This is a genomic window from Clostridium beijerinckii, from assembly GCF_008705175.1.
Taxonomy (GTDB): Bacteria; Bacillota; Clostridia; order Clostridiales; family Clostridiaceae; genus Clostridium; species Clostridium beijerinckii.
This window is the reverse complement of sequence record NZ_CP043998.1, coordinates 2248231-2263175: the sequence shown is the minus strand read 5'-3', so window position 1 is coordinate 2263175 and position 14945 is coordinate 2248231. Positions and strand designations below refer to the sequence as shown.

At 31.9% G+C, this 14945-nt stretch carries 12 protein-coding genes; 2 read left to right on the top strand and 10 right to left on the bottom strand.

The genetic code is table 11. From position 1 onward, the window contains the following. Positions 1–14: 14 nt before the first annotated feature. The 4 genes from F3K33_RS10230 to F3K33_RS10215 all read right to left on the bottom strand — a co-directional run bounded on the left by F3K33_RS10230 (position 15) and on the right by F3K33_RS10215 (position 5230). Entirely contained in the window at positions 15–1334 is a 1320-nt protein-coding gene (locus tag F3K33_RS10230; RefSeq protein ID WP_084670560.1) for an SEC-C metal-binding domain-containing protein, read from the bottom strand. Positions 1335–1554: 220 nt separating this feature from the next. Next, positions 1555–2196, bottom strand: a complete 642-nt coding sequence (locus tag F3K33_RS10225) for a DsbA family oxidoreductase (protein WP_243141348.1) — start codon at positions 2194–2196, stop codon at positions 1555–1557. Continuing rightward, complete coding sequence (locus F3K33_RS10220) at positions 2193–4616, bottom strand: NADH:(hydroxy)cinnamate reductase subunit CrdB (protein ID WP_039772499.1); 2424 nt, start codon at positions 4614–4616, stop codon at positions 2193–2195. Before F3K33_RS10220 ends, F3K33_RS10225 begins: the two co-directional genes overlap by 4 nt. Positions 4617–4630: 14 nt before the next feature. After that, positions 4631–5230 (bottom strand): NADH:(hydroxy)cinnamate reductase subunit CrdA, encoded by a 600-nt coding sequence (locus F3K33_RS10215; RefSeq protein WP_039772501.1) that lies wholly within the window; start codon positions 5228–5230, stop codon positions 4631–4633. A 251-nt stretch (positions 5231–5481) separates the two neighbouring features. Between F3K33_RS10215 and F3K33_RS10210 the strand changes: the two genes are divergently transcribed. Beyond that, positions 5482–6414, top strand: a complete 933-nt coding sequence (locus F3K33_RS10210) for a LysR substrate-binding domain-containing protein (RefSeq protein ID WP_039772503.1) — start codon at positions 5482–5484, stop codon at positions 6412–6414. Positions 6415–6493: 79 nt separating this feature from the next. After that, positions 6494–7432, top strand: a complete 939-nt coding sequence (locus tag F3K33_RS10205; protein ID WP_039772505.1) for an FAD:protein FMN transferase — start codon at positions 6494–6496, stop codon at positions 7430–7432. 406 nt (positions 7433–7838) lie between these two features. Here the strand turns inward: F3K33_RS10205 and F3K33_RS10200 are convergent, their stop codons facing one another. The 6 genes from F3K33_RS10200 to F3K33_RS10175 form a co-directional block, all read right to left on the bottom strand. Further along, a complete protein-coding gene (locus F3K33_RS10200; protein ID WP_039772512.1) occupies positions 7839–8501 on the bottom strand; it encodes a hypothetical protein in 663 nt (220 codons plus the stop codon). Between the two features lie 906 nt (positions 8502–9407). Beyond that, on the bottom strand, positions 9408–12005 hold the full coding sequence (locus tag F3K33_RS10195; protein ID WP_039772514.1) for an ABC transporter permease: 2598 nt from the start codon (positions 12003–12005) through the stop codon (positions 9408–9410). After that, positions 12002–12685, bottom strand: coding sequence for an ABC transporter ATP-binding protein (locus F3K33_RS10190; RefSeq protein ID WP_039772515.1), 684 nt, complete (start codon positions 12683–12685; stop codon positions 12002–12004). The genes F3K33_RS10195 and F3K33_RS10190 overlap by 4 nt, the downstream gene beginning before the upstream one ends. 134 nt (positions 12686–12819) lie before the next feature. Next, positions 12820–13821: a sensor histidine kinase gene (locus F3K33_RS10185; RefSeq protein ID WP_039772516.1), complete on the bottom strand. Its 1002-nt coding sequence runs from the start codon at positions 13819–13821 to the stop codon at positions 12820–12822. 1 nt (position 13822) lies between these two features. Then, positions 13823–14500, bottom strand: a complete 678-nt coding sequence (locus F3K33_RS10180; protein WP_039772517.1) for a response regulator transcription factor — start codon at positions 14498–14500, stop codon at positions 13823–13825. A gap of 175 nt (positions 14501–14675) precedes the next feature. Continuing rightward, positions 14676–14876, bottom strand: coding sequence for a hypothetical protein (locus F3K33_RS10175; RefSeq protein WP_039772518.1), 201 nt, complete (start codon positions 14874–14876; stop codon positions 14676–14678). Between the last annotated feature and the right edge of the window lie 69 nt (positions 14877–14945).

Below are 14945 nucleotides of genomic sequence, written 5' to 3'. Positions count from 1 at the left end.
AAGTTATCTAATAATTATTCAAATAAATTAATAACCTTCTCATCTTTACCGCAACACTTTTTATATTTTTTTTCACTACCACATGGACAAGGATCATTTCTTTTTATATCCTTATTTGCCTTTAAGCTAACTACATTTGATTTAATATCATTAGTAGTTGAACCCTTATATCTCCATAACCTAATTTTCTTAACAAATTTATTCATCATACTCGATGCAACATATCTGGCTTCTTCATTTTCAATATTAATTAATTCTATCATTTTATCTACTGCATCTTTAGGTTCATTTTCTTGAACATCAAAAATCAAGTCTTCCATCATAGCTATTAACATGTCTCTATCTACTCTAAACATATTAGTAAACTCTTTATAAAAAGTTTTTCCTGCTTTACTATTATAAACCCAATTTTCTTCTAACATATTTAATAATTCTTCTTTCGAAATCATGGCATAACTCAAATCTTTTTCTGTATCTATATCCTTTAATAGTTCATCAAAATTATCTATTTCATTATTAACAATAAACATTCCTTCTTCTCTATATTCATTGTAGTAATATGTTGCCTCTCTAATTAACTCTTCTAATTCACAATTTTCTATATTCAAATATCTTTCTATTATCTCTTTAGCATCTGTTAGTTTTAAAATACCATATACTTTATTCATTGCCCTAAAGATATTTACAATTTCACTATTAAATTTTATTACACGTCTATATTCAATACTATTTCTTTCTTTTATTAATGCTTGTACTATTTCAGGCATTAAAAATATTGATACACCATCTTTTACAGTTGGAAAGAGCATTCCTTGCTGTATAAAATATACACTCTTATCTGCTTCCTCTTCATCAATATCATCAAAAAGTTTTACACCTTTGCTATCCACATAACTTTTTAAAATCCTATATCTTTCCTCGTCAAAGAATAAAGCTCTTTTTTCAACCAAATTCTTATATTCTTTAAGTAATGTTTCAATTAATTTTTCTTTATTTAAACCTGATATCTTATTTACTCCAAGATTTCTTGCTATATTATATATTTCATCTTTAGACAAACAATTTATTAATTCATTTAAATCAAAAGAATAAACTCTTTTACTTAGCTTTTTCTCTATTTTATTAGCAAGTTTATCTAATCTATCTTCTATGCTCCTGCAATCCTCACATAGCCAACCATTATTTTCATCACTAAAATAACTTGCTGGTTCTCCACAGTTTTTGCATTTATTATTTTCTTTTTCCTCTTCATTGCACTTTTTCATCTCAATGCATTTCCCTGTATTTTCTTCTCCATTTTTTATTTGTTTATTATAATCATTCTTTTTCTTCAAACAATTCTATCTCCTCTGTATATAAAATCAATCTACTCCTTAAGTACAAATTTGATTTTATATATAAATTAAATTTAAGTCAATAACTCACTAATACTTTCTATTATATCTGATAAAATACCAAAGGCTATTTCAAAATTGAAATTAAATTCCTATTTTGAAATAGCCAAATCTTAGTTCTTTATTAATTTTTCAAAAAATTAATCATTCCAATACAGTCTCAAATTTTACACTTGCCATCTGAACAAATTCCTAGACTACTATCATCTTGACTTTGTTCTTCCACTGTAAATTTCTCTATTGGTAATGAGAGTTCTTCTTTTCTTACTTTCTCCAACATCTCTAAAAACAACTCAGGTTGTTGCGCACCAGATATTGCATATTTATTATTAAATACAAAGTAAGGAACACCGCTTATTTTAAGCTTTGAGGCGCTTTCTTCGTCATTTCTCACTTCAGCTCCATACTTATCTGATTCCAATACTTGTAAAGCTTTATCAATATTAAGACCAACTTCACCAGCTAGGCCAGCCAATACTTTATAATCAGATATATTTAGTGAATCTATAAAGTATGCTTTTAAAATTCTTTCTGCTAATTCATTCATCTTTCCTTCTGTTTTTGCATAGTGTGTTATCCTATGTGCATCAAAAGTATTAGTTGGAATTAAATTATCGAAATCATATTCAAGACCAATAGCCTTAGCTTGTTCAACAATTTGATTATTTGATGCTTTAGCTTGCTCTACTGATATGCCATACTTTTTTGCTATTATTTCATGAATACTTCCATCAAATTTCTTTTTAGCTGCTAAATCAAGCTCAAAACTTCTAAAAACTAATTCAACTTCATTATTAACTATTTCATTTCATCAATTGCAGTTTTACCAGCAATTCTTCCGAAGGTAAATATATCAGTTAATGCATTACCGCCAAGACGGTTACCTGCATGGATACCTCCAGCAACTTCTCCAGCAGCATAAAGATTTTTAATTGGTTTATCATTTTCATCTAATACATGAGCTTTAGTGTCTATCTTAAGCCCACCCATTGTATGATGAACTGCTGGCTTTCTAGGAGTAGCATAAAACGGTGCTTTCTCTACTTTTAAGCTAAATGTATCCTTATGGAATTCAGGATCAAAACCAGCATCCACATATGAATTATATTTATTAATTGTGTCTACAAGAACTGCAGGATCCATTCCAACTTTTACTGCTAACTCTTCTAGGGTATCTGCTCTAAATAAAGTACCAGCTTCTACCTGACGGTCTAACTTTTCTTGACTTGTATTAGCTGCAGTTTTCTTTATTTCATCATCAGCTATAAGGTAGAATAAACCACCCTGTTCAATTGCAGCTTTTGTTAAAACATCTCTTCCAGAGAATTCATTAATAAATCTTTTTCCTTCTTTATTTACCATTACAAAGTTTTCAGGAGGTACTTGAACTCCACTGAATAATTCACCAGTTTCAGGATCAGCTACAGGCATCATTTGAGTAAAGCCCATTCCTGTAAGTGCTGCGCCTACAGTTTTACCAAGTAATATTCCATCACCAGTCATAGCATATGAATTAGTAGTTTTTACATCATCAGCTATTTCACTCCAGTAAGTGTTGTATTCTTTTAGCATCTTTGTGTTCGCACCAAAACCACCACTTGCAAGGACTACTGCTTTTGCATGAACAGTTATCTTTTGGCCATTGACACCAGTTGCTATAACTCCTTTTATTTCACCATCTTCTATGATGAATTCTTTTACAGGGCTATCAGTAATGATTTTTCCTGAGTTATCTTGCACATATTTTGTTAGTGCAAGTATAAATGATGAACCATGGCTTTTTGTAGGTTTATGACCACGACGCCAAAGTGCACCAACTGGAGCAAATACTATGCTCTTATCATACTCAACCCCTATATCTTCTAGCCATTTAACACTTTCCAAAGCTCTCTCTGTAAGTATCTTTACTAGATCATATTGGCCGTATATTGTGTTGCCATTAAGGTCAGTTCTTTTACCACCAAAATATGTTTGCATTCTGTGAAGTAATGGCGAATCAAATAGATGTCCCTTTTGTGTGCCAAACTTTTCCTTATAAGCAGAAAACTCTTCTCTAAGTGCACGGAAATCATCTATGTATTCTGGATGAATTAAGCTCTCATCTGTATCTAAGAGCTCTTCAATTGTATGTCTTTCTCCTTTATTTTCTTCAAACTGCATCTGCCACTCTGGATCTGCAGCATTGATAGGACCACCTGAACGTATTGTATTTCCACCTACTGCTGGATATTTCTCAAGGACAATAGCACTTTTACCATTTTGAAGTGCTGTTGCAGCTGCACTTAATCCAGCGCCGCCTCCGCCTACAACTACTACATCACAAGTATATTCTTCATCTTCTTTTATAAGACTGCTAGCAGGCTTTGGACGTCTCTTAAGTATGTCAGGGTTAACTCCTGCAAGCTTAACTGCTTTGGCTACACCGTCTAATACAGCATTACTAGTTTCTGAAGCACCAGAAAGAGCATCAACATTTAATGTCTGTCCTTCAATTATTTTATCTGGTATTCTTACAAAAACTACATCTGCAAGTCCTTCTGTCTCACCCTCTGTATTTATATCTATACTTTCTATTCTTTTCTCACTAAAGGATACTTTCATTGGAAGACTTCCACTATGACCTATTGCATCTACCTCATATACTCCTGGGTTAAATGTAAACTCTTCTTCTTCATTAAGCTGATTTGAAATCTTTGCAAAACGCATAAAACGTAAGAAGCATATCTCTAGGAAGTCTATAGTTCTTTCATTGTTTAGATTACCTTCTTCATCAAATGCTTTGTGTGCGCTTCCAAGTAAAAACTCATATCCTGGCATTACATTTGCATCAACACCTGGTGCATCTAGAATTTGACGAAGATGCAATTGCGCACGTGAAGAACCTTGAACATCAAGAGATGCGCCAAGGATCATTACTGGTTTACCAGCAAGTGGATGAAGATCAAAGCTTAGCCATTCAATTAAACTTTTAAGGCTAGATGGAATTGAGTGATTATACTCAGGAGTAGCTATAATAACACCATCACTTGCTGTAATCTTATTATTAAACATCTGTATAACTTCACTTGAGGACTGATTATCAGATTGATTAAACATAGGAACATCAGTAATCTCAAGTATTTCTATTTCTGCCTTTGACTCAAAATATTTTTTCATAAACTGAAGGAGTTTACGATTATATGATCTTTTTGCACTAGTTCCAACAATTGCTATAAATTTCATTGTTATTAATCCCCCTACTCTTCCCAAGTGAATTTTTTAACTTTTTTATGTAAAACTTTTTCTGCTAAAAGTTTTGATGTAATATCTGTAAATAAAAGAAACTCTCTGAAAATTTCATCAAGCTCTGATAACTTATCTGAATAGATAAGATTTCCTGCGCTATCAAATGCCCCCTGTGATTTTCCTAAAAGGAATTCACTACTTGGCATGATTCTTGCAGCAAGCTCAGGTGAATCAAGTATTTGTCTAAGATGCGCCTGTGCACGAGAAGAACCAAGTGTACCAAGAGAAGCCCCCACTATTAAAACAGGTTTGTCAGTAAGTGCCTGACTAGTGTAACTAATCCATTCAAGAGCACTCTTTAAAACTGCAGGTATGGCATGATCATACTCTGGAGTTGCTATTATTACTCCATCTGCTTTTAAAATTTTATCAGATAATTCTGCTACCTTTTGAGGAATATCAGAATCCTCTGGTTCATTAAAGGCAGGTAAATCCTTAATTTCATATAGTTCTATCTCTGCCTCACTCGAAAAATGCTTTTGCATAAATTGAAGCAGCATACGATTAGTTGACACGTCTGAGTTAGTGCCTACAATTGCTAAATACTTCATAGTAATCCCCTTCCTGTATTTCAAAATTTCATAACTTCATAATTTTAATGATTGTTTGATATAATTTTAACATGTTAAGTATATTATATCTAATAGTTATTTATTGAAGTTTGATAACATATTTGTTATAATCGAACACAGAATCAATGAGTTAAGGCACTATTACATAAATAACAAGTCCATTTGCAATGCTATTTTGGACTCGTTATTTATTTTCATGTGCCTAATTATTTCGCAAAAGGGTGAATTAAATGTCAAAATACTATTCTCAGGATATTCTGTATTATATTGATGCCATTTTAAAGTACAGTAATTATGGCAAGGCTGCCAAATCACTTTATATTTCCCAACCTCACTTGACACAGAGTATTAAAAGGATAGAAAGTCAGTTAAACTGTGAGCTTATAAGTCGTAACAAGCTGCCATATCGATTAACCGAGCAGGGGAAGATATATTATCAGTATTTAACTTCAATAGAAAATAATTATGCGAGGCTCATTAGGGAAATATCAGCTATGTCAGATATAGATAGCAAGGTTATAAAGATAGGAGTGCTTCCTAGCCTTGGAACCTACCTTTTACCTCTTTTTTTACCAAAGTTTTTGGATATACATCCAAACTGTAGAATAGAGCTTTCAGAGGTTTTACCAGAAAAAAATGAGAAACTCATTCTGAATGGTGAATTGGATTTTTGGCTTGGACAAAATTCAAGAAATATTTCTCCGAACTTAAACTCGATTACTTGGGGCAGACACGGATACCGTGCTATTATTCCTCGCTGCTGTGATCTATATCAGAAAGATGTCGCCATTATTCCAGAAGGAACTATCGACATAACCAAGATATTGTCTCAAAAGCTGATACTGACTTCCAAGGGTTCTGCTATAAGAAAGCAGATAGATCAATTATTAAGCATTTATAAGGTGGAACCAAAAATCATAATGGAAAGCACCGAAATCAACACTGTACGTAATCTTGCAACGAGTAATTTGGGACTGACCTTTATACCAGAAAGCATCTATGTAAAGGAGTGTCCATCTGAATACAACATATATCAAATTCCAATTGATGAACTGAATTTAGATTATTTTATGGCTTATCACAGCGAAAAAAAACTAACTGATATTGATAAAGACCTTATAGATGCATTTCTAATTCATGGGCAAAATAATTCAGGAAAATGACAATAAATAACAAGTCCAAGATATAATGGCAAGAGGACTTGTTATTAATTTTATAGTGCCGCAAATATAGGAGGGCAAAATGAATGAGTATACGAAGATAATATATCTTATGGGAACGAAAATCTCTCTATATGTAAAGGGAGATGATGCTGAAAAGCTTGCAGAAAAGGCTTGCAGCATGCTTATTAATTATGAAGAAGTCTTTAGTGCTAACAGTGATAAATCACAGCTTGCGATGCTTAAAAGAACAGCTCCACTAGCTCCACAAGAAGTGGATGATGAGCTATATGAGCTGATAAAAATAGGAAAAAAACATAGTCTATGTGAGAATACATATTTAAATATTGCAATAGGGCCATTAATAAAATTATGGAGAATAGGTTTTAAGGAGGCACATGTACCAGAGAAAGAAGCTATAGCAAAGGTACTTGAACTTTTAAAGCCTGAAAATATACAACTAGATGATGAAAAAAAGACCGTGTATTTCTTAAAAAAAGGCATTGAAATAGACCTTGGAGCCATAGCTAAGGGCTATTTTGCTGATAAAGTTATGGAATTCTTTAAGGAAAATGGCGCTGTTTCAGCTATGGTAGATATGGGAGGTAATGTTCTCGTTTTTGGAGACTCACCATCAAACAGCGTTGACTGGAAGGTAGGAATACAAAATCCATTTCTACCAAGAGGAAATGCAGTGGCACTTGTCAAAATAAAAGATCAATCCGTTGTAACCTCAGGAATATATGAGAGAATGTTTGAAAAGGATGGACGTAAATACCACCATATATTTGACAGCAAAACAGGCTACCCAATAAAAAGTAATATAGCTTCTTTAACTATTATTGCTGATAAATCCGTGGACTGCGATATATATACTACAAAATTGTTTGGATTAGATGCTGCTTCAATTATTCATAGAGTTAATAGAATTAAGGGTATGGGGGCTGTTGTAATAACTGTGGATGGAAAACTAGCCTATACAGATAATCTTAAAGGAAAAATATCTCCATTAACAATGTAATATTCCCTACCCTTACCGTTCAAAAAACACAACCGCTTGTAAGTAGCTATTTAAGCCACCTACAGGCGGTAGTGGATATGTATGGTGGAAGCGAAGTGTGACCTTTGAAATCCACTACATTTCTAAAAAAGTTTTAAAGAAGTGTTCCATAAGTACCATGCCATTATTACCATGACTGCAATTGTAATTAAGCTACCTAATATTCTTCCTACACTGTAATCTATAATAACATTAGGCTATATGGTAAAAAATATGGAGTCCTTTCCTTGTTTAAAATAATTTTAATCACTATACTTATCATAATAAATAAATTCCTCAACAATTGGCAGAACTTGATTTCCGTAATGCATAAGGCTTTTATAACTAATATTTTCATAACGGGGCTGTTGAAATAGCCCCTTTTAAATTATGATAAATTAGTATCTATTGCGTTATATAAATAAGCGGTTAAACGCTTTGTTGAAACAATCATGAAAGTAGAAACATTCTCCGCAGTAACCTTGCCATTTTGATACAAAACTGTAAAGAGCGCAGTTTCCTCTGTAGTAACAAGACCAATTCCCTTATGCCCTAAAAACATGATATCGTCCACATTTCTTGTATTATAAACAATAGCATTGTTAGCAACCCATATTTCATTTACATGCATTGGTGCATTTTGTGGGTTTTGAGACGGTAAGGATAAGAAATTAAATCTAGCAGCAATAAAGTCCTTTAATGACATTACTACTTTTGATACTATTTTAGTATCTATTGGATTTAAATTCATATCATAGGTCCTTGCAAGTAAATGTTCTGACTTTAGGACTACAGTTCTTGATATATAATTAAAATATAGAAAGAATTCATCAGTTGTTCTATAAGTTTGAAGTAAATCTCCACTTACAGAAGCTAATGAAATTGTTGCAGGAACTCCGTTAGAGTTTCCAAGATCAGCTTCTCTTTGTTGCTCCTCAATCTTTTTAATCTCTGTATAATCTACAGGTACATCTTCCGGTAGAACAATCACTACTTTCCCTTTGGGTAGATTTATTTCCACCGTTTTTATTTTTTCTTTTAAATCGTGCATCAAACTACGCCTCCTGAATCTTTGGTATAGTTCAATATATGATTAATTTTATTGAAATGTTACATAATTTAACATATCAATAGATACCTTGTCAGGAAATCATACTATATTTTTTGTTTTTAAATCCGCTATAACCTTGCATATGTCATTATCGAAAGATAAACTTTTTTCTAACATTTTTCCGGCAATTCAGGATGATCCAAATTCATGCGACGTAGTAAAACATTATGATGCTTTTCTTCTATTTCTTTGAATGGGCAGCGGATAATAACAGTGATATAGAAGCCAACACCTAGCTCTAAAATAATTAAAAGTATTCAATTTTCCTGATCAATTCCATCATATGAATAAATTTAAAACATTTCACAAATATTAAAATAAACAGCTAACAAAAAATACCACCTCCAATGTTTTATAAAAAATAATAGACCCACGTGTGGTGGGTTTCATGGTTGAGGCGAGGGGTGACCTTTGAAATCCACAAAAAAATCTTATCTTATTTTAATCCAAAATATATTACATACTAATAACCTTACTTATGAAATCCGCCTCATTATTTATTAATGTATATATGTTGCAATTCACAATGCACATTTCACAATTCACAATTACGGCTAAAATTCTTGCAATAGTTTTAGAATCATAATGAAGAATTATTTTTGCAATATATATATGGATAATATTCATTATAACTTTCTAAATCGTTTAATTTTAATATTTAGTAACATATTTTTTTATCTTAATATCAGGTATAAATATTGATATTAAAACATAAAAGTTAGCACGAAATAAAGCTCTATACTAACTTTTAATAAAATAAAAAAAGCTAAGGATATTCTCCAAAGCTTTTTCTTATTTTATAGCTAACTAACTTTTTATCATAAATATTAAATAATTCTATTGATACTACTCACTCTTGAGTGCATCTATAATATTCTCCTTTTTTACTCTTGAGCTAGAATAAAGCATTGCTACCCCCACAATTATAAATACAGAAACTACAGCCGATAAAATGCTTACCCATGGAAGAATAAAATTAAAATTAAATTTTCCCATGATTATTCTATGAATTAAATACATTATTCCAATGCTTACTGGAAGTCCATATGCAAGTGATTTAATGCCATAGAATATACTTTCATAGTTTATCATTTTATTGAAGCTTTTTGGTGTCATTCCAACAGATTTCAACATGGCAAACTCTCTCTTCCTAAGAGCAACACTAGTGGATATTGTGTTAAGTATATTTGCAACGCAGATAGCTATAATTAGTGCAACAAATCCATATCCAAAAACTGACATAAGTACAATGATCTGATTTTCTCTTTGTCTATTCATAAATACATTTTGAATAGACATTCTATTGTCCCCTCCAGCATTTATAATAGTTTCAATATCTGTCTGAAGCGTTACAGGATCATTACTCTTTATAAATAAGTTTGTATCTATGCTTTCAACTATATTCTCACGAACACCTATTATTTTATCAAATACTTCTCTAGATACTATAATGTTAAATCCCGGATTTGCCTCTTGAGAAAAAACTCCTGTAGGTAATTTATCTGTAGCAGCTGCTATTTCTACTGATGTTAGCGACTCATCTTTTTCTGTTTCAAAGTTATGATAAAGTAAATCTAGCTTTTCTCCCTTATTTACTTTTACGGCCTTTGTTTGAATATATTTTTTAGTCTGCATATCTTTATATTTAACTGTATCAATAACTATTGCAGAAATCTTATTTGTATCTTTTAATAAGTTAAAATCTACTCCAACTTCTTTTGCATATATTTTAAGATCTTCATTATCTAATGCGTTTACATTAACACTATAAGGATATGCTCCATTTTTCATTATACTTTTGTCGTCACCTTTCAAGTAGTCTGCCATGGAGTTTTCATTAATCCATACCTTTGCATCGAAAGTATTTACTTGGCTGAGCTCTTTTATGGTATCAAGAGCGCTTATTTTTTTAACTGTATTGTTTTTTTCTTCTGCATTTTTACCTGTTATCAATACATTTATATCAAAGTTTATTCCATCTTGACTTAAAATAACAGATTTCTTTAAATCCGAAGCAAAAGAGTTTACACTTAAAAACAATATCATACTGATAGTCAAAGAAAATACTGTTGCCTTATATCTACCTTTATTTCTTTTTAAATTCTTAAGTCCTATATTTCCCTCAATACCAAACACTTTTTCTGTAAACCTTGAAGTTTTTATCTCTTTACCTGTTAATTTTATATCCGAGGTTTGACGAATAGCATCGATAGCAGATATACTTGAAGCTCTTTTTGCAGGAATATATGTTGATATTAGTATAGTAAGAGCAGAAACTACAATGGCAGCAATAACAATTAATGGGGATACTACTACCCTAAAGTTTTCAGTAACTCCCAAAACACCCCCCTTAATCATAGAGTTTACACATAGGAACGTAAGGCTCATACCTAAAAATCCGCAAATAATTCCAATTGGAATACCTATTACACCTATAACTGCTCCTTCAAAAAACACTGAATCTCTCTTTTGTCTTTTAGTAGCTCCTACACTTGATAGCATTCCTAAATACCTTGAACGTTCTGATACAGAAATAGCAAAAGCATTATATATGAGCGAAATAGATCCAACCATTATTATTATAATCATTATAGCTGATAGACCAAGAATCATATTGTGCATTGAATCATCTTTAACAACTCCATGATATCTAAGTAAGCTATTATTAAACTCTACTGTTTTTATTTTATTTTGTAATGCTATATCTTTTGCATGATCAAATAGTCCTCTGTTAATACTTTTTAATATTACAAACGCATTTTCTTTTTCCTTCGAAGTAACATTATTTTCATCTACATAACCAAGTACTGTAAAACCTGGAGCCCATGTGGGCTCAAACTTAGGACGCTTTATTATACCTACAATTTTATAAGTTTTTGTATTTTCCTTTGTTAAAGTTTCTCCAAGAGTGTCTTTATTCTTTTGAAAATAATCGTTCTGTGTCAAAACTCTATTGTCGGAATATCTCTTTCCAATATCAGCAGTTAGAGTATCTCCTATTTTGTAGTTAACTTTAGCATTGTTTATAATGTCCTCTGAAATTACAACTTCATTTGCAGCTTCTGGGAACCTTCCCTTACTTAATTCAACTGGAAACTTCCTAAAACCTTCTTTGTTGTACTCCTGTATAAATAAGTAAGGTTTACTAACATTTTTACTTCCATTTAACACTGCATATCCTAAATCCCTACTCAAAATAACATTCTTCGTATTTTTATCACTTTTTATTGATTGGAGCTGAACGTTATCAATATCTTTATAGACAACATGCCACTCCCCTTCATTGGCTATACTTTGTCTTTGCATTACATCCATAAAAGAAACTACGAGAGTAGCCACACCAGTTACCATTGCCGCTGAGATAATTACACCTATTATAGTTACAATTGTTCTCTTTTTATTTAATTTTAAATGCCTTAAAGTCAATTTATTTATTATATTCATGAGCGAATCACCTCATCCTTTTTAATTTCACCATCTTCTATTGCTATGATTCTGTCAGCTTGTAATGCAATACGCTCATCATGAGTAATTATTATAAGGGTTTGGTTAAAAGTTTTATTAAACATTTTTAATAAATCAACTATTTCACTACTATTCTTACTATCTAGATTTCCAGTTGGCTCATCAGCAAGCATTATAGCTGGATTACTTATAAGAGCTCTTCCTATAGACACTCTTTGTTGTTGTCCACCAGAAAGTTGGTTAGGCAAATGATTGAGCCTTTTCTCTAAGTTAAGTATTTTTATTATCTCATCAAACTGCTTCTTATCTACTTTGTGTCCATCAAGCAGTAGTGGAAGAGTAATATTTTCTTCTACATTAAGTACTGGAATAAGATTATAAAATTGATATATAAGTCCGATTTGTCTGCGCCTAAAGATAGCCAGCTGTGTTTCATCTAAATTATAAATATTAGTATTATCTACTAAAACCTTACCACTAGTTGGTCTATCTACCCCTCCAAGCATATGAAGCAAAGTTGATTTTCCTGAACCTGATGGTCCAATAATTGCGACAAATTCTCCTTTTTCTACCGAAAAGGATACATCATTAAGTGCCTTTACCGCAGTATCCCCAATGCCATATACCTTAGATAAGTGTTCTATTCTTAGTATTTCCATCTTAAAACCTCCAAGTTTTTTATCATGGTTTTAGTATATATAGTTCAGATGACTTTACAGTGACTTTATTATTACAATTTAGTCACTTATGAATTTTTAAGCTTTAAATTTTGTTTGATATAAATATCTATCCTTTATACCGTTACCTTATAAAATTTTATAATAAAACATGTCCCCTCATTTTTCCTGCTGCTTACATTTATATCTCCATTTTGACTTGTAACAATACTTTTAGCCATAGCAAGACCTATTCCTACGCTATCTTCACCTGCATTTTTGCCCTTGTAAAATCGCTTGAAAATATATGGTAAATCTTCTTTTTCTATTCCACTTCCGTTATCTGAGATCTTTATTTGTGTAAACAAAGGATTTTCATCAAAGAAGATAGATATTCTTCCATCTTCTCCAGTATGCTCTATGCAATTTTTTATTATGTTGATTAAAGCCTCTGTAGTCCAGTATAAGTCTCCAATAAAGCTTACATTACTACCGCCTTCTATCACTAGTGTTTGATTCTTAATTTCTATAGGAATCAGAAGAGGCTCAGTTGATTTTCTAATTAGTTCTGATGCAGCTACTCTATCCTTTTTAAAGCTCACCGTTCCAGCATCTATTTTAGATAGCTTTAGTAAAGAAGTTAAAAGCCACTGCATACGATCAAGCTGCATTTCAATATTATTAGTAAATTCAATTCTTTTTTGCGCCTCTAGGTCATTATTGCTTAATAAGTCTGACATAACTCTCATAGATGTAAGCGGTGTCTTCAGCTGATGGGATATATCCGATATGGCATCAGCAATCTGCATTTTCTCTTTTTTAAGAAGTTCCCCTTGCTTTGAAAGCATAAGAGTTACCTTATAAATCTCATTTTTAAGAATGCTTAGTTCTCCCTCTTCATTATCTCTAATATCCAGTGAATACTCTCCATTGCAAATACGCCTCAAATAACCAGAGAGTTTCTCAAGCTCTCCATATTCTCTTTTAATAAACCAAAAACTACTAACAAACAAGATAACAAAGGCTATAAAAGAAATTATTCCTGCTAGAGCATTCAAGAAAAAAATACAGGCTGCTGCTATCGTAGATACTATAAAAGCAATAATAAAGTACACTCTAACCTCTCTATTTCTTATCATTTTAATCACCAACCTTATATCCCATACCCCTGACCGTCTTTATAATTGCAGGCTTTTGTGGATCATCTTCCAGCTTTTCTCTTATCCTTTTTATGTAAACTGTTAGCGTATTATCATTTACGAAATCTCCTGCTACATCCCATATTCCCTCTAAGAGTTGATTCCTTGATAAAACCTGCCCTGGATTATTTACAAAGATTAGCAATAGACGATATTCAAGCGCTGTTAAAGTAATTTCTTCATCATTTTTATATACCTTTGCATCAAGAGTATTAATACGAATATTGTTTAATTCTAATATTGCTTTTGAACTGCTGTCCTTACCATATCTGCGTATTACAGACCTTATGCGAGAAATAAGTTCTCTGATACGAAAAGGCTTTGTTATATAATCATCTGCACCCATATCAAGTCCCATCACTACATTAACTTCATCATCGCAAGCAGTTAGAAATATGACAGGTGTATCATCTTTTTCTCTAACTATCTTACATAGTTCATATCCACTTCCATCAGGCAGCGATAAGTCAAATAAGCATAGATTAAATTTATTATCTTTTATAACACCCTTAGCTGAGGAAATATCATAACAAACCATTGTATCAAATCCCTCCTGCTTCAAGGAATATTCTAGTCCAGATGCAATAGTTTTATCGTCTTCAACTAGTAAAATCTTCAAGTTATATCACCTCTCTTATAGATTTAACATTATTATAACAGCCTATACGATTTTTAAGTGACTAAATTGTAATAAAACAAAAATTGCAGTTATTTTAGTCTCCTGCAAAGTAACTAAAACAACTGCAATCTAATAATGGAAATATCCTCATTTCTATTTTCTTTAACAAGTTCAGTCATTCTTCCCTCACAAATACCCCTGGAGGTGCTTCTGAAGTCCGAAGGGCTGAAATTGCTAAAGTACTCCACTCCAATTCCAATAGTAAAGCATTATCAGGATGTTTTAAGAAATATAAACCAAGATTTTCTTTGTATTCTGTATCCGACATCAATCCCACATATAACAAAATAGCATATGATAGTAGCATTTCACCCATAATATCTCCTCTACAAATTATAAGTTATATTTCAATTAGTCCTTACGACATATTTTCTAAATACCATAC

Bases quoted from the DNA above. Each gene is read 5' to 3' on its own strand.
- F3K33_RS10220 (WP_039772499.1), bottom strand. From the start codon at position 4,616: ATGAAATTTATAGCAATTGTTGGAACTAGTGCAAAAAGATCATATAAT.
- F3K33_RS10215 (WP_039772501.1), bottom strand. From the start codon at position 5,230: ATGAAGTATTTAGCAATTGTAGGCACTAACTCAGACGTGTCAACTAAT.
- F3K33_RS10210 (WP_039772503.1), top strand. From the start codon at position 5,482: ATGTCAAAATACTATTCTCAGGATATTCTGTATTATATTGATGCCATT.
- F3K33_RS10205 (WP_039772505.1), top strand. From the start codon at position 6,494: ATGAATGAGTATACGAAGATAATATATCTTATGGGAACGAAAATCTCT.
- F3K33_RS10200 (WP_039772512.1), bottom strand. From the start codon at position 8,501: ATGCACGATTTAAAAGAAAAAATAAAAACGGTGGAAATAAATCTACCC.
- F3K33_RS10195 (WP_039772514.1), bottom strand. From the start codon at position 12,005: ATGAATATAATAAATAAATTGACTTTAAGGCATTTAAAATTAAATAAA.
- F3K33_RS10190 (WP_039772515.1), bottom strand. From the start codon at position 12,685: ATGGAAATACTAAGAATAGAACACTTATCTAAGGTATATGGCATTGGG.
- F3K33_RS10185 (WP_039772516.1), bottom strand. From the start codon at position 13,821: ATGATAAGAAATAGAGAGGTTAGAGTGTACTTTATTATTGCTTTTATA.
- F3K33_RS10175 (WP_039772518.1), bottom strand. From the start codon at position 14,876: ATGGGTGAAATGCTACTATCATATGCTATTTTGTTATATGTGGGATTG.